Annotated in this window: 12 protein-coding genes; 2 read left to right on the forward strand and 10 right to left on the reverse strand. The window is 44.4% G+C overall.

All coding sequences use genetic code 11. The features are described from left to right. Positions 1-182: 182 nt before the first annotated feature. The 5 genes from ssb to J7384_RS14245 form a co-directional block, all read right to left on the reverse strand. On the reverse strand, positions 183-890 hold the full coding sequence (ssb, locus tag J7384_RS14225) for a single-stranded DNA-binding protein (protein WP_209115104.1): 708 nt from the start codon (positions 888-890) through the stop codon (positions 183-185). 169 nt (positions 891-1,059) lie between these two features. Then, positions 1,060-1,785 carry a DUF2470 domain-containing protein gene (locus J7384_RS14230; protein WP_209115105.1) on the reverse strand — a complete coding sequence of 242 codons (726 nt, stop codon included), beginning with the start codon at positions 1,783-1,785 and terminating at the stop codon, positions 1,060-1,062. Then, complete coding sequence (locus J7384_RS14235; RefSeq protein WP_209115107.1) at positions 1,763-2,674, reverse strand: heme ABC transporter ATP-binding protein; 912 nt, start codon at positions 2,672-2,674, stop codon at positions 1,763-1,765. Before J7384_RS14235 ends, J7384_RS14230 begins: the two co-directional genes overlap by 23 nt. Further along, positions 2,667-3,716, reverse strand: a complete 1,050-nt coding sequence (locus J7384_RS14240; protein WP_209115109.1) for an iron ABC transporter permease — start codon at positions 3,714-3,716, stop codon at positions 2,667-2,669. Before J7384_RS14240 ends, J7384_RS14235 begins: the two co-directional genes overlap by 8 nt. 34 nt (positions 3,717-3,750) lie before the next feature. Then, positions 3,751-4,608, reverse strand: a complete 858-nt coding sequence (locus J7384_RS14245; protein WP_209115111.1) for an ABC transporter substrate-binding protein — start codon at positions 4,606-4,608, stop codon at positions 3,751-3,753. A gap of 243 nt (positions 4,609-4,851) precedes the next feature. On the opposite strand from J7384_RS14245, the gene J7384_RS14250 reads away from it, so the two are divergent. Continuing rightward, positions 4,852-6,972, forward strand: a complete 2,121-nt coding sequence (locus tag J7384_RS14250) for a TonB-dependent hemoglobin/transferrin/lactoferrin family receptor (protein WP_209115113.1) — start codon at positions 4,852-4,854, stop codon at positions 6,970-6,972. A 13-nt stretch (positions 6,973-6,985) separates the two neighbouring features. On the opposite strand, the gene J7384_RS14255 is transcribed toward J7384_RS14250, so the two are convergent. Then, the gene (locus J7384_RS14255; protein WP_209115115.1) at positions 6,986-7,381 is read right to left on the reverse strand and encodes a thioesterase family protein; all 396 of its coding nucleotides are present in this window, start codon (positions 7,379-7,381) and stop codon (positions 6,986-6,988) included. 127 nt (positions 7,382-7,508) lie between these two features. On the opposite strand from J7384_RS14255, the gene J7384_RS14260 reads away from it, so the two are divergent. After that, entirely contained in the window at positions 7,509-8,231 is a 723-nt protein-coding gene (locus tag J7384_RS14260) for a 2OG-Fe(II) oxygenase (protein WP_209115117.1), read from the forward strand. A gap of 18 nt (positions 8,232-8,249) precedes the next feature. Here J7384_RS14260 and J7384_RS14265 read toward each other — a convergent pair whose 3' ends face one another. The 4 genes from J7384_RS14265 to J7384_RS14280 form a co-directional block, all read right to left on the reverse strand. Continuing rightward, entirely contained in the window at positions 8,250-10,007 is a 1,758-nt protein-coding gene (locus tag J7384_RS14265) for a GGDEF domain-containing protein (RefSeq protein WP_209115118.1), read from the reverse strand. Between the two features lie 109 nt (positions 10,008-10,116). Then, positions 10,117-12,081, reverse strand: a complete 1,965-nt coding sequence (locus tag J7384_RS14270) for a methyl-accepting chemotaxis protein (RefSeq protein ID WP_209115120.1) — start codon at positions 12,079-12,081, stop codon at positions 10,117-10,119. Positions 12,082-12,238: 157 nt separating this feature from the next. Then, positions 12,239-14,263, reverse strand: a complete 2,025-nt coding sequence (locus J7384_RS14275; protein ID WP_209115122.1) for an NADPH-dependent 2,4-dienoyl-CoA reductase — start codon at positions 14,261-14,263, stop codon at positions 12,239-12,241. 25 nt (positions 14,264-14,288) lie between these two features. Beyond that, positions 14,289-16,316: an NADPH-dependent 2,4-dienoyl-CoA reductase gene (locus J7384_RS14280; RefSeq protein WP_209115123.1), complete on the reverse strand. Its 2,028-nt coding sequence runs from the start codon at positions 16,314-16,316 to the stop codon at positions 14,289-14,291. Positions 16,317-16,458: the final 142 nt, after the last annotated feature.

Below are 16,458 nucleotides of genomic sequence, written 5' to 3' on the forward strand. Positions count from 1 at the left end.
TAGTCTCCTATTTGACTTCGCTAAAAATCAAACGGGGATGTAACATGAGTAGATATTTCAGGCATAGCCTTTTTAACAATGACCACCTACTAAAGTAGGTGGTTTAGCTGTCAAGAAAACAAAAAAGCCGCTTAATAGCGGCTTTCTAAATTATTTTTCAACATTCTAATTTTTGTCTTTGGTTAGAACGGAATGTCATCATCGAAGTCAATAGTCGGCTCTTGTGGGTTTACCTTAGCTGACTGAGGCTGGCTCTGTTGGTTTTGCTGAAAGCCGCCACCTTGTTGGTTACTTTGGCTTTGATTACTGTTTTGACCACCGAAACCACCTTGGTTTTGGTTTGAGCTAAAACCTGAGTTCTGCTGTTGGAAACCACCTTGGCTTTGATTACTTTGGCCTTGATTTTGACCGCTGAAACCGCCTTGCTGTTGGAAGCCACCTTGGTTTTGGTTGCGCTGTTGGTTTTGTTGGAAACCACCTTGCTGCATGTTGTTTTGACCACCAAAACCACCGCCTTGTTGATCAAAACCACCACCTTGACGGCTGTCTAGCATTTGCATAATACCGTTGTAGCCTTGAACAACCACTTCAGTCGTGTATTGGTCTTGGCCTTGCTGGTTTTGCCATTTACGGGTTTGTAATTGACCTTCAATATAAACTTTTGAGCCTTTTTTAAGGTATTCACCGGCAACTTCGGCAAGCTTGCCAAATAACACAACACGGTGCCACTCAGTTTTTTCTTTTTGCTCACCCGTTTGCTTATCGCGCCAGCTGTCTGATGTTGCAATAGTAATGTTTGCCACTGCACCACCACTTGGCATAAAACGCACTTCAGGATCTTGTCCTAAATTACCAACTAAAATAACTTTGTTAATACCACGACTGGCCATGAAAACACCCTACTATTGTCGGCAGTAGTTAAAACTACTGGCTTGTTGCTCGCTATTATTTCGAGCGATCAAAATTAAAATTTTCAGACCGGATATTCTATACCAAGTGAAAAAAATCTTCGTTAACTTTTTTCACTTTATTCGAGGTGTTATATTAACATCAAGGTTATCAAGCAACTGCTGCTCTGGCGTCTTGAGTTAGGCTTACTAACGCCTTGCGAACATCAGTTGGGTTTTGGCAAACCTGCTCAAATGCAATCCAATAATTTTTGTCTTGGCTTTGTATGTAACAGCCGTCGGTTAATACACCGCCCATGGTTGGTTTGTCGTCATCGATATTGAAATGTTGCTTTAACATCAGTGACATTGCGTCTTGATGATCTTCGTTCATGTGTTCAACCATATTAGTTTCAGTGACGTCATCCCAAGGATTAGTTGGCGCTTGCCATTCATCTTTTTCCAGCCAAAAGATTTTACCAAAACCGCCTATATATCTTACGCGCTTAGCCGTTAAGCGCCACATTTTAAAGTCGTGCGCCTGTTTATAGCTCTCTGCAGCGGGGTACAAACGCACGTATTTTTCAATAATAGCGTCTTGTTGCTCTGAAGTGACTGGTACAGCATCACCAACAATGGTAATTCTACCTTCGGTATTTTGGTCTCCGGCATCCGCTTGGTTAAAAATCGTGATCGACATTTTTTCATTAATCGTCAAATTTTTTGCGTGTTGAGCAATATCACTAATGTAGAAATACAAGCTGCCATCGCTATCGCAAAGGTAAGGACTAACAGAGCCAAACGGGTAGCCTTTTAAGTTATTTGAATGGGTAGAAATAACGCCAACGCCATTGCTTCGCAATAACTGTTTGGCTTCATACAATGCTTGTTTGCGCATCTTGTTCTCCTAAATTTTTACTCTGTATTTGCCATAATTGATTTGCTCCTTGAGCGACAGCTGAATACACCATAGGTGCATCCGCGTTCGGATAAGGCATGACATTAATTGGGGTTTGATAAGTGTTCGTTAAAATGTCTGCAGTTAGCACGCTACTCGGGCTACCTTGATGGGCCAAAACACCATCTTTTAGTAACATGATTTTGTCAGCGTACAGTGCCGCTAAATTTAAATCGTGAATAGCAATCACTGCACTATTACCTTGTTCCGTAAAAGCTTTAACTGCTTGCAGTAAACTGTGTTGATGACGCAGGTCAAGTGCTGCAGTTGGTTCATCTAACAACATCAGCTTTGCGCTCTGGTCTTCACGGTGTTGATGGTTGGGTTCGAACGCATCGAGTTGTGCCAAACACCGAGCAAACTGTAGGCGCTGAAGTTCTCCACCTGAGAGTTGATTAACGGTTCGGCTCATATGCCCAGCTAAACCAACACACGCTAAATATTGTTCAACTTTTGCGTCTCGTTGCTGATTGGTTTCTGCAATTTGATAACGCCCCATCGCAACTAACTCAGGCACAGTAAATGCAAATGGCAAGCTCGTGTGTTGATTCAATACTGCCCGTTTAGTCGCCAGCACATCGACTGGCCAACTGGCAATATCTTGTCCTAAAAATTCAATATTGCCCGAAGCTGACATCTGACCTGCTAGGGCGTGTAACAAGGTTGATTTACCCGCGCCGTTCTCGCCAATTAAAGCAACTAACTCGCCTTGATGAACAGCACCGCCAGCTTGCCTAACGACTTGGTTTTTACCGCGAAAAATTTGGATATTTTGAAACGCTAATACTGGCCGTTGGGTATGACTGTATAAATCAATTTGACTAACCACGACGCCCCCTTTGCTGTTCTAATAGTAAATAAACAAACAGTGGCGCACCGATCATGGCGGTAATAATACCAATCGGCAGTTCCGCTGGCGCAACCAATACTCTTGCTAGCCAATCTGCTAACAGTAGCATCAAGGCACCGAGCAACATGGCCAGTGGCAACATTTGCTTCAAATTAGGCCCGACAATCAAGCGAGCAATATGAGGCATAACTAAGCCAACAAAACCAATCATGCCACTTAGCGCAACTGCTGCACCTATACCTAAGGCAACCCAAATAATAATTTCTCTCTTTAATTTTCGGGTATCAATGCCAAGGTATTTAGCTTCAGATTCACCTAATAGCAAAATATTGATTTGTGATTGTCGCCAATACAATCCAGCCAAGCTAAGTAACAATAAAGGTAAAGCTTGAAGAATGGTCGGCCAGGTTGCGCCTGCTAACGACCCCAAAGTCCAGTAGTTAATTAACCGCAGTGCATTATCATCGGCATAAAAGCTAAATAAACCGATCAATGCCATCGCTAATGCATTAATCGCAACACCAACAAGAATAAGAGTGATAACTTGCATATCGCCATTGCGGTTCGCTAGAAAGTAGACCAAACAGGTGGTCAGTAGCGCACCAGCAAAGGCCGCGTAAGGTAAAATTAAGTCTGGCGAGTAACCAAAGCGCGGCGCAAAAGCAATCACGGCAACAGCAAAGACCGCAGCGCCCGCACTAATACCAATAATACTTGGCTCAGCTAACGGGTTACGACACAAGCTTTGAGTAGCAGTGCCAGACTGTGCTAACACAGCGCCAATAACAATTGCTACGCATAATCTAGGGAAGCGAATCTGCGTAACCACTTGTAGTTGCAGTTCACTAAAACCAAAAGTTTCAGGGCTAAACGGCCAAGCAAAAGCCAAACGCCAATCCCAACCTGCAGGACCAAAACCCAAGGCAACAACCGCCAATACTAATACAAAAGCAACAATAGTGAGTTGCCAAACAGTACTGTGTTGCTGCTGTTTGGCAAAAACTTGGGCGACAGAATTCATCTCCTACTCCACCAAGTTCTTAAGCGAAAATACTTTATTCATTTGAGTTGGTTGAACCTGTTCGAGCAAGACGAGCATATTGGTCAAGCTCGGCGATGGCCTCTGCTAAGCGAGTAGTCATACCAAGTACTTTCAAACCATCTATCACTAACAATCGACACTCTTTTGCCGCTGGCACTAGTGCTAATGCTGGCTGCTGACAAAAAGCTTGTTTGCCGCCAATACTGGCAACACTGTGTGAAGCGGCAACAATAAAATCAGGGTCCGCGGTTAGTAGTGCTTCTCTACCTAAGGTTTTGTAACCGTTTTGACCATTGGCAATATTGTTAATACCCAAGTACTCAAACAATAAATTAGGAACGGTTTCTCGACCTGCAGCCACTAAACCGCGACTGCCAACTGAAAGTAAAAATACGGCATTACCACCAAGCTTTTGTTGTTCAGGTAATGACTGGGCAATTTGTTGCTTCAGCGCTTTTGCCTGAGTCTGTCTATCAAGTACCTCAGCTATTTCGTCAACCAATTGATAAAGCTCATCAACCGATTGTGGCTTATCAAAAACTTTTACATCAACACCAACGCGCTTAATCTGTTCAAGCACGCTGGCACGACCTGCCCCCTCAAGTGCTAATAGCAAGTCAGCGTTTTGTGACAAAACACCTTCAGCAGCTAAGTCTCGATAATAGCCAATCATCGGCAATTTGGTTGCCGCTAACGGGTAAGTACTGGATTGATCAACCGCGACAATTTGCTCACCTGCGCCAAGTGCATAGGTAATTTCAGTGATGGTACCACCAGCGGTTATCAAGCGCTTGGCCGACGTTTCAGTGGCTGTTATCGACAGTAATAACAGGCCCCAAAATAGTAATTGATTGTGCTTGAGTGAGAACACAAAACACCTCTTAAAATAAAAACAATGGCAATATTATGACAATCGACACAAAGAAATACAAATGATAATTATTTTTATTTGATCTGATTTTTATTCATTGATAAGCTAAAAAAGATTTAAGGGAAATGAGAATTATTTTTAACAAGGGATGTTGCCATATTAAAATTACGCCCAATTTAGCAAAGTGAATAAAGTAATCATCGTAAGTGCTACCGGGGCGTATCAACACTTTAAGCAATTACAATGAAACAGATAACACGCAAAACTCAATTTACTTTATCACCTCTTACACTCGCATTAGCCAGTCTTACTGTATTTACTAGCCCTTTTTCATACGCAGAAGACGATGGTAACGACATCGAGCACGTCGTTATTTCTGGCGCTCGCATTGAGCAAAACCTAGCAGATGTTGCGGGTAGTGTTACCGTAGTCACAGAAGAGCAAATTGAGCGTCAACTGATCACTAACCTAAATACCATGTTCCGCTATGATCCCAGTATTAGCGTTGAGGGTAATGGTGCACAGGCACAAGGCATCACTGTTCGCGGCGTCGGTGGGAACCGCTTGGTTTACATTAAAGATGGACGTCGGACAAACGACGGCTACGCAGGTGGCGGCTCGTTACTCGTAGGTCGAGGCTATTTCGACAGCTACAGTATTAAACAAGTAGAAGTCGCTAAAGGTGCAGCTTCATCCCTTTACGGCTCTGACGGCTTGGGTGGTATTGTCGTGATCAGCACAAAAGATCCGCTCGACTACTTAAACGATGACAAACAACACTTGGCATTCAGTACAGCTTATCAAGGACAAAGTGACCAGACCGAGCTTAATGTCACCGGTGCTACTTACATAGGTGAATGGGCAACTAGCGCGGTATTGGGCTATCAAAAAGGACATGAAGTACAAAACTTTGCCGAAACACTGCCCGGTTATGACAGCGATAGTCATTCCGCCTTGTTAAAAACCTACAAACAACTTGATCAAGAAAGTAGCTTGAAGTTCACCTTCGATTACTATCAACAAGAATTAGAGCAAGTGATCAGCGCAGGGCGCAGCAGTACTGAAAATCAAGACACCAGCTGGGCAATCAGTGCAGACTACCACTCAACCGCTCAAACCACTTGGTACGACAGCTGGCAAAGCCAACTTTACTTTAGCCGTTATGAGCAAGACAGCGACCAAATTAGAGCTGTTCGCCGCAGCACATCACTGGATTTTAACGATTATCGCTTTGAACAGGACATCATCGGTTTGCGCAACGTGTTCAGTAAAAAGCTCGACAATGGCGACTACCAACACCAGCTTGTCTATGGTTTAGACTACGACTACTACGACACGCTAAGACCGAGATACAAAACGCGTATTGCCGCCGATGGTAGTACTGAGTTTACCAATCAACCACAAAAAGCCTTCCCAGGCGCCAATACCACATTGGCAGGTGTTTTCGTCCAAGATACGATTGAAGTCAAAGACACAGGTTTGTCATTAATTGCGGGAGCCCGTTTCGATTACTACAGCCTAGAAGCCAAAAACAATGACTTTTTCAACACTGCCGATTTAGAAGACTACAACGAAACCGCGGTATCACCTAAACTTGCTGCGATTTACGACATCACAGAGAACTTGTCGGTTTATGGCCAATATGTGTCTGGTTTTAAGATTCCACCACACGATCAAGCTTATCAAAGCCATGGCGTTGAACCTTTCTACCAAATCTTACCGAACAACGATCTAGAAGCGGAAGAAAGTGACTCGTTTGAACTTGGCTTTAGAGCTAATTACGACGACTTTAGACTGACGGCAAACGCTTTTTACAGTGAGTTTGATAACTTTATTGAAACCGCGTTAGTACGCACAGAAGCAACTTTTATCCCGGGCGTTACTAAAAGCATTTTCCAATATCAAAACGTCGACAAAACCGAGATTAAAGGTTTAGAGCTCGACGGTGAATATTGGTTTAACGACAACTTATCTGTTGCCGCCAGTGCCGCCTATGCCGACGGTGAAAACAAGGATACTAACCAAGCTCTCACCAGTATTAGTCCTTTAAACGGCAATATTCGGGTAAATTACGATATCAGTGACTGGCAATTTACCGCAGCATGGCGCTTGGCAAAACGCATGACTGACCTACCAACAGATCGCCAAGGCAATGATTTAGCGACCACGGCAGGTTACGGTTTAGTTGACTTATTTGTGCGCTATCAACTTGATAACTGGCAATTAGACTTAGCGGTAACCAACGCTTTTGATAAGGATTACACACCTTACACTAGTGTTGCCGGCCAAGCAGCTGATGCAGACTTAAGCCAGTTTAGCCAACCAGGTCGCAATGTTTCGGCTCAAGTTAGCTATACCTTCTAATTGTTAGTTGGCGTTAGCTTTCAAACATATGCTCTAACATGGTGTTGCGAATTGCCTCAGGGATGGGCTGTGAGCATTGGTTGTCATAATTGAAGTGAACAGATACGGCAGTACCACGGGCACATAATTCGTTGTGCTGCCAAACTTCCTGATAAACATCGAACGACGACTTGCCAAGACGGCTAAAGTAGGTGCGTATTTCAATTTCTTGCCCCAAGTACATTTGGCCTAAATATTCGACCTCTATTTTAGCAATAATCAAGCGCCAGTTATTGACATCGAGATCTGGGGTAAACAATCTAAATACAGGCTCTCGTGCCCCTTCAAACCACACTGGCACCATAGTGTTGTTAATATGTCCTAAGGCATCAGTATCACTAAACCTCGGCATAAACTTTTCTGTAAACATTGCGACCTCTTGAGTAATTGATTGCGTTAATTCGCTGGTATTAGTTATCAGATCAGATGAAATAGTGTAATCTCTACCATTATTAATTTACATTCATTTAACAGATTCTTTTCATCACGCCAGCATTATGATCGCACCAAATAATACAGAGCATACCGACTTCATTGAAGTCTATCCCGACGCTATTAGCCCTAAAGTTTGCCAACAACTGATTCAACAATTCAACCACAGTAAGCTCACGCAACCCGGTCGTACTGGCGGTGGTGTCGATACTTCAAAAAAGCTCAGCCAAGATATCTATTTACAAAGTGATGCAGTTTTTCAATCTAGCTTACCTGCGGTATTTAAGGCCTGTACTGAAAATATTCAGGCTTATCTAACCAAGTATTTTTTCAGCATTATCAGTGGTATTTCGCTAACCGTTGTTCACCCTGTGACTAAACAGCCCGTGCAACTAACCGCTGACAACTTTGATGAAGTTGGCAAACCCAATGCCAATAACTTGATGCAATACCTGTTCAGAATGGCGCCGGTAAATATGCAAATGTATCAACAAAACAAAGGCAACTACGGCTACTGGCATTCAGAAATTTACCCGCAAGCTGGTGACAACGACGCGCTGCACCGAGTGCTACTATTTCTTATTTACTTAAACGATATTGAGGAAGGCGGAGAAACCGACTTTTTCTATCAAAACAAAAGTATTAAGCCGAAAGCGGGCTCTATGGTGATTGCCCCTTGTGGTTTTACTCACACCCATAGAGGCAATGTTCCTATCTCTGATGATAAGTATGTGCTTACTTCCTGGGTACTATTCAATCAAGCAAAAGATATTTACACCAACGCCTAGTATACGTCACGACTAAGTTTACAAACCGTCAGGCCCACGTCGTTGGCACAGATAAACTGCTGACTTGCCCAGTTCTTTACAACGCTTTTTCGCCTCTTTTTTGGCTGACGAGGCAAGTTCAGCAATATCGTGATGTGATCGGCAGCGCTCAACATCAGGCTCTACAACTGCAACCGCGACACTCAAAATCGGATACTTTTGTAATTCACCCGAGCGCGATGGACTGACAATACCACCTTGGTTCAAGTCTTCTTGGGTATAGTAGCTTCTGATCGCTTGGTCGAAATGCTGACAAATACTATCTGCTTTTTGCTGCCAATTATCACTGACAAAAATCGCAATAAAATCATCACCGCCAATGTGACCAATAAAGTCTTCGGCAGTGCAATAGCTTTGCAGAATATCAGCTAACACTCTAATTACCGAGTCGCCTTTGGCATAACCATAAACATCGTTAAATGGTTTAAAGTTATTAAGGTCGAAATAGGCAAAATGAAAAGCTTGCTGTTTAGTCAGTAAGTCATCTATTTTTTGATATATAGGAACATTGCCCGGCAATTGGGTTAATGGATTGGCATAGCTCGCTTGCTGTAATTGCTGTTCAGTTAACTGTTTTAACAAATCTCGAACCGAGCCAATACCGATATAACGGCCCTGCTCAGTAATAATAAAATGCCAAAGCAATTGTTCATCGTGTACTGACGTCACTAACTTAGCCACTTCATCGAGTTTAGTGTCCGCTTCTACCACCACAGGTTGAGAACTCAGCATGTCGATAATGGGCTTTTTTTCGTGTAGCGCTCGGCCATAAGGCGAAGCAAATAGCTCTAGCACTTCTTCCCTAAGCGCCATACCCACAGGTATTTGATCTCGAACAATAGGCAATGAGTGCAAGTGCTTATGCTGGGTAAAGTAATCGACAATTGCGCCAGTTTTGGTTTGCGAGTCAAAGCTGACTGCGTGCTGAAAAACAGAGCTGGCGAGCTTGTCGAGATAATTGCCGTATTTCACCTTGCGCTGATGAGTAGTCAGCACACTCGGCAGTATTTTAACCGGCAAGAGTTCAGGTCGGCCGAGTAAATACCCCTGCCCTAAACTCGCGCCGAGTTCTTGGAGCTGATAGAACTCTTGCTCGGTTTCGATCCCTTCAAGAATGACTTTAGAATTGATGTTGGCACCAAGTGCCAAGATGCTTTTAACAAACTCTCGCTTGACCGAGTCTTTATCGATATTACTGATAAAGTGGCGATCTACTTTGACAAAATCAGGCAATATTTCCGACCATAATTTAAGGCCAGCATAGCCCGATCCCAAATCATCAATCGCTACTTTAAAGCCCAATTCGCGATAATAGAGCAGTGCTTGGGCAAGCAACTCGGGGTCGTTAACAACGTAGCGCTCACTGAGCTCAATCACTACTTTTTCCGGCGCGACACCGTATTGTTCGAGAAAAGACAGCGTCGCCCCTTTTGGGTGGTCGTCTTGCAAGAAAACCATCGGGCTAACATTGAGAAAAAGCTTACCTTGTAGCCCTAACTTGGCAAATGTTTCAATAGAAACCTGTCGGCAAATCAGTTCGAGTTCAGATAACAAACCGTGTTCAACAGCGCTGTCAAAAAGTGCAATAGGTGAGTGCAGTGGTGAATTTGATGGCCCGCGAATAAGTGCTTCGTAGCCGTAAAGCTGAGCTTGCTCAGTGTCATAAATAGGTTGAAACAAAGCCGTTAGTAAACTTTGTTCAATGATATTTTTTAACGTTTGATAGTCTCCTACCACAAACAACTCCATTTATGACACACTCATGAACCAGTTAGTCTAGAAGTTATTTGTGAAAGATTTATGACATTGCAATCAGCAAGTTATCGGTTAATTGCTTTAAACCAAGTTACTCCGCCATCAAGGTAAACTGGCTAAGCTGTTTAGTTAAATCATCGGCTAAACCCAACAGGTTTTCACTGGCTTGCGCTGCGTGTTGTGCCGCTTGCAGGATAGAGTCAGCGCCTTCGGCAATACTCTCAGTGTTAGTATCAATACTGGTGATCATTTGCCCCTGTTCAGTAACCGCAGAGGAAATCTCATTGGTACCAACCACAATATTGCCAACATCTTCGGTGACATCGGTAAAGGTGGTTGCGACCAGCTTAGTCTGTTCAACACCTTGTTGGGCTTTAATCACACCTTGTTCCATCACTTGTACCGACTGTTCAGCACCTTGTTGCAAGCGCTCGATAATCAACTGAATTTCACCGGTGGTATCTTGTGTTCGACTCGCTAGGGTGCGCACTTCATCGGCAACTACAGCAAAACCTCGACCTTGTTCACCAGCGCGAGCAGCCTCAATCGCCGCGTTAAGGGCAAGCAAATTAGTTTGGTCGGCAATTTCGCGAATGACATTAACAAACTGAGCAATGTCATTACTGTTTTGAGCAACAGAATTAATGACATTAGCAGCACTATTTACTTCATCGGAAATATCGGTAATCACTTGCTCGGTTTGTGAAATAACCGTTTGCCCCTGTGCTACATGCTGACTAGCCAATTCGGTAATTTCAAGAGCACCGACAGTATTGTTGGAAACCGACTGTACTGAGTTAGACAACACGCCAACTGCGGTTGCCACTTCGTGAGTATTGCTTTGTTGAACCGCAAGCTGCTCTTCCATATCATCGGTCAACTCGTGAATATTACAGGTGTCATCCTTCAATTTAATCACATCAACTTGGACAAGTTTGAGCAGTTGGTGCACTTTTTCCTGCATTTGTTGGAAGCTGCCAGCAATGTCGCCAAGCTCATCTTTCGCGTCTAGCACCACGGGTTGTGAGAAGTCACCCTGTCCCATACGAGAAGCAGCAGATTGAATAACTTGAACACTGTCGCCAATCGATTTGTAGATAATGCCCAGTAGTGCCAACAAACCAAGTACGCCACCTATTAGCACAACCGTGAGCAAAGTAAGTGCTTGATAGCTGCGCTGCTGGGCTGCAGATAAGCTTTCAACAAGGCCACTATTCAACTCTTGCAGCAATGCGGTTGCCGTCTGGTATGGCTCGGCAAACTCACTATTTAGAGTGGTCGCTGACCAAGCAATCTGGTCAGGCTCAATCACCTGTTGGCTCAGTCCTGTTTGAAATTGGTCGAGTTGTTGGTTTAATTGCTGAAAGCGGGCCTTTAACGCTTGCTCTTTTAGTTCACTGGTGCGAAACAGCTGCTGACTAGATTTGTTTAACTGTACTTGTACTTCGTCAATACGCTGATTGAGCGCTACCAATAGCGTGTATGACTGCGCGTTAAAACCGCCCTGACGAATAATATTTTCAGCCAATCGTGTACTGCGTGCTAGGTACTCAATCAGTGCCGGTAAACGCTGGGTTGATAGGTCGGCTAGGTAGAAGGTTGTTGCTTCGCTATCGCGGCCCAAACCAGTAAGTGCCGAGAGCTCTTCGCGTAGCGATAAGGTTTGTTGATATAAACTGTCAAAGCTCACCAGTTCAGTATCGTTTGCTTCAATTTGATGTTGTTGCCAGCTATTTTTCAGAGTATTGAGCTTAGTCGCCATTGGCATCAACATGTATTGTTGATCGATTTGTCCAGCTATTTGGTTAATTGAACGATTGGCTTGTGACTGTTGATTCGCTTGATAAGCTTTTTGTTCTAACTGGGTAATCTCAGCGATAAGTGCTTGCCCGAGTTGTTCTTGCTTTAATACATCGAGGCGCTCGAATTGTTGGCTAACAATCCATGAAAAACTCGCCAGTAGCGGAATAAAAAAGACGACAGCAAGCAATAAAAACTTGGTTTTAAACCTTAATTTATTAGAGCTTGCAACAACCGACGACAATAAACTGTTCATAGCCTTGCTTCTGGTTTGATAAAAGGACAGGTTAACAATGACCTTATCGGCAAACCGATACTTTCACAAGGCGTTTCAACACAGATAACCGCACACTTGTCGACATTTAGCCGATTTTCGTGCGATTATCTCAGTTTATTAATAATAAGATGCGAACTTAAAGCGCTGCTGCTAACTCAGCCCCTTGTCTAATCGCACGTTTGGCGTCGAGCTCAGCGGCAACGTCAGCACCACCAATCAAGTGAACATTTTGGCCAGCATCTAGCAGCGCTTGTTGCAGGCTGCGCTCTGGTTCTTGTCCGGCACACACAATAACGTGATCAACCGCTAATACTTGCTCTTGCCCGTCGACTTCAATCACTAGCCCTTCATCATTAACGGCTTTGTAGCTCACCCCGGGCAGCATGCGCACACCTTTGTTTTGCAAGCTTGAACGATGAATCCAGCCAGTTGTTTTACCTAAACCAGCACCAACTTTCGTGGTTTTGCGTTGGAGCAAATATATTTCGCGAGCACACTGATGATGGTCTGGCGTTGCTAACGCACCACCTTGTTGGTAGGTTTTGTCGACGCCCCACGTGTTAAGCCATGCAGGCAAGTCTTCGGTGACCGACTTAGGCTCGGCAAGAAAACTCGCGACGTCAAAACCGATGCCGCCAGCACCAATAATCGCGACTTTTTCGCCAATCTCTTCTTTATCTCTTAAAACGTTCAAATAAGACTTCACTTTCGGGTGATCAATACCGTCAATACCAAGCTTTCTCGGTACGATGCCCGTTGCCAACACCACTTCATCAAAACCCGCTTGTGCTAATTGCTCAGCAGTTTGTTCACTATTGAGTTCTAGCTGAACATTGTGCTTTTTAACCTGCTCGCCAAAATAGCGCAGTGTTTCATAAAACTCTTCTTTACCCGGCACTTGCTTGGCAAAGTTAAATTGACCACCAATTTCACTGGCGCGATCAAAAATAGTGACCTCGTGGCCGCGTTGGCTGGCATAAACACTAAACGCTAAGCCAGCTGGCCCTGCCCCAACAACGGCGATTTTCTTCTTCACTGTCACCGGCTTAAAGGTCAATTCAGTTTCGTAACACGCAACTGGGTTAACCAAACAAGAAGCGCGCTTTTGTTTGAATACATGATCCAAACAGGCTTGGTTACAGCCAATACAGGTATTAATATCTTGGCTGCGATCTTGCGCCGCTTTGTTAACAAACTCAGGATCCGCCAAAAACGGACGCGCCATCGACACCATGTCAGCATGACCATCAGCTAAGACTTGTTCGGCCACCTCTGGGGTATTAATGCGGTTCGTTGTGACCAAAGGTACTGTCACTTCTTTTTTCATTCGCTCGGTAATCCAAGTGAATGCGGCACGAGGCACCGAAGTGGCAATGGTTGGTACTCTCGCTTCATGCCAACCAATACCAGTGTTAATAATAGTAACGCCCGCTTGCTCAAGCGCTTTTGCCATAGTCACTACTTCATGCCATTCGTTGCCACCCTCAACTAAGTCAAGCATCGACAAACGAAAGATAATAATGAACTTTTCGCCAGCAGCAGCGCGCACCGATTTAACAATTTCAAGTGCCAAACGCATGCGGTTTTCAATGGGTCCACCCCACTCATCGGTTCTGTGGTTAGTGCGCTTACAACTAAATTGATTGATCAAGTAACCTTCAGAGCCCATGATCTCAACACCGTCGTAACCGGCTTTAGCCGCCAACTTAGCTGAATGACCAAAGTCTTTAATGGTCGATTGAATCTGCCTTGATGACATTTCACTTGGCGTAAATGGTGTAATCGGTGACTTGATCTTACTCGGCGCAACACTAAACGGGTGATAACCGTAACGACCGGCGTGCAATAACTGCAAACAAATTTTGGTTGGGTATTTGTGGACGGCGTCGGTCACTTGCTTGTGCTTATTAACATGCCAGAATTTGCTCATTTCGCTACCAAATGGTGCTAGTCGGCCGCGCGTATTTGGACTAATACCGCCGGTAACAATCAGACCAACACCGCCTTTTGCACGTGCTTCGTAAAATGCAGCAAGCTTGGCAAAACCGTTTTTTTCTTCTTCTAGGCCGGTGTGCATTGAGCCCATTAATACCCGGTTAGCTAACTGGGTAAAGCCCAGATCTAACGGTGCTAACAAATTTGGATAACTATTGGTTGTCATAATGAATTCCCCTTTTAATTCAAAGTTACAACGCAGCGGCTAATTCAGCGCCTTGGCGAATTGCTCGTTTAGCATCGAGTTCGGCAGCAACATCGGCACCACCAATGAGATGAACACTCTGTTTTGCATCGAGTAAAGCTTGATATAAGCTTCGCTCAGGTTCTTGGCCAGCACAAACAATGACGTTATCAACTTCTAGCAGCTGCTCTTCGCCGTTAACTTCAATAACTAGCCCTTGGTCGGTTACCGCTTTGTAGCTAACGCCCGGTAACATCTTAACGCCTTTGGTCTGCAAACTAGTACGGTGAATCCAGCCCGTGCTTTTACCTAAGCCTGCGCCAACTTTTGACGATTTGCGCTGAAGTAAAACTATATCGCGCGCTGATTTTTCCATCGTCGCTTGCATCAAGGCACCAGCGTTTTGATAGCTGCGATCAATGCCCCAAGTATTCAACCACGCCGGTAAGTCATTGGTTAATGACTCTGGCTCAGCCAAAAAGCTCGCAACATCAAAACCAATACCACCGGCACCGATAATCGCAACTTTTTCACCGATCGGCTCTTTGTCTTTTAATACTTGCAAATAGGTTTTAACTTTCGGATGTGTAATTCCTTCAATATCTAGCTGACGAGGGACAATACCGGTTGCCAATACCACTTCGTCGAAACCCGATGCCGATAATTGCTCAGCGCTTTGTTCGCTATTCAGTTCAAGAATAATTTGGTGTTTTTTAATCTGCTCAGAAAAATAACGCAGCGTTTCGTAAAATTCCTCTTTGCCCGGAATTTGTTTAGCAACGTTAAACTGACCACCTATTTCACTGGCGCGATCAAAAATGGTGACTTTGTGGCCGCGTTGGCTGGCGTAAACACTAAATGCTAAGCCGGCAGGACCTGCGCCAACAACGGCAATATTTTTGCTTTGATGAGTAGGTTCGAGCTTGAGCTCGGTTTCGTAACAAGCCATTGGGTTGACTAAACACGAAGCGCGTTTTTCGCTAAACACGTGATCCAAGCAAGCCTGATTACAGCCAATACACGTGTTGATGTCTTGACTGCGATTTTCAGCGGCTTTTGCAACAAAATCTGGGTCGGCCAAAAATGGACGCGCCATCGACACCATGTCAGCATGACCATCGGCGAGCACTTGTTCGGCAACTTCTGGTGTATTAATGCGGTTAGTGGTCACCAATGGTACCGATACTTCTTTTTTCATTCGCTCGGTAATCCAAGTAAAGGCGGCTCTTGGCACTGAGGTCGCAATCGTCGGCACTCTTGCTTCGTGCCAACCAATCCCCGTATTAATAATGCTAACGCCAGCCTGCTCAAGCGCCTTGGCCATAGTGACAACTTCATGCCACTCATTACCGCCTTCGACAAAATCGAGCATTGATAATCTAAAAATAATAATAAATTCTTGGCCAACTGCCGCTCGCACTGCGTTAACGGTTTCAACGGCAAAGCGCATGCGGTTTTCAATTGGACCGCCCCATTGGTCAGTGCGTTGGTTAGTGCGTTTACAACTGAACTGATTAATCAAATAACCTTCAGAACCCATAATTTCAACACCGTCATAACCGGCCTTTGCCGCCAATTGTGCCGATTTTGCGAAATCTTCAATCGTTTGGTGAATTTGCTGTTCAGACATCGCTTTGGCGGCAAATGGTGTAATTGGCGATTGAGTATCACTGGCTGAAAGGTTGTGTTTATGATAACCATAGCGGCCAGCATGCAACATCTGCAAGCATATTTTAGTTGGGTATTGATGCACGGCATCGGTGACAAATTTGTGCTCATCAATATGAGAGTCATCGCTCATTTCTCCGCCTTGAGCGAACAAGCGACCATTTAAATTAGGACTGATACCACCTGTGACAATCAAACCAACGCCGCCTTTGGCGCGCGCTTGATAAAAAGCCGCGAGTTTTTCAAAGCCATTGGGCTCTTCTTCCAAACCGGTATGCATCGAGCCCATTAGCACTCGATTAGATAATTGAGTAAAACCCAAATCTAGCGGCGCTAGCAGGTTTGGATATGCATTCGTTGTTGTCATGATGAGTCCCCACTCTCAAGCTAATATTGTTTGATCGACCGCACACATGGTCTAACCAGTCATGGTAAAATAATCGGCTTTTTGCTTTGACGCAAGCAGTATTTTGACACCTGTCAGATTAAAAAGCTATCACGACCGCTAA

Source organism: Endozoicomonas sp. G2_1, assembly GCF_017744155.1.
Taxonomy (GTDB): Bacteria; Pseudomonadota; Gammaproteobacteria; order Enterobacterales; family Alteromonadaceae; genus JAGHQT01.

Coding starts and splice junctions, on each gene's coding strand:
- ssb (WP_209115104.1), bottom strand. CDS start 890: ATGGCCAGTCGTGGTATTAACAAAGTTATTTTAGTTGGTAATTTAGGA.
- J7384_RS14230 (WP_209115105.1), bottom strand. CDS start 1,785: ATGCGCAAACAAGCATTGTATGAAGCCAAACAGTTATTGCGAAGCAAT.
- J7384_RS14240 (WP_209115109.1), bottom strand. CDS start 3,716: ATGAATTCTGTCGCCCAAGTTTTTGCCAAACAGCAGCAACACAGTACT.
- J7384_RS14250 (WP_209115113.1), top strand. CDS start 4,852: ATGAAACAGATAACACGCAAAACTCAATTTACTTTATCACCTCTTACA.
- J7384_RS14255 (WP_209115115.1), bottom strand. CDS start 7,381: ATGTTTACAGAAAAGTTTATGCCGAGGTTTAGTGATACTGATGCCTTA.
- J7384_RS14260 (WP_209115117.1), top strand. CDS start 7,509: ATGATCGCACCAAATAATACAGAGCATACCGACTTCATTGAAGTCTAT.
- J7384_RS14270 (WP_209115120.1), bottom strand. CDS start 12,081: ATGAACAGTTTATTGTCGTCGGTTGTTGCAAGCTCTAATAAATTAAGG.
- J7384_RS14275 (WP_209115122.1), bottom strand. CDS start 14,263: ATGACAACCAATAGTTATCCAAATTTGTTAGCACCGTTAGATCTGGGC.
- J7384_RS14280 (WP_209115123.1), bottom strand. CDS start 16,316: ATGACAACAACGAATGCATATCCAAACCTGCTAGCGCCGCTAGATTTG.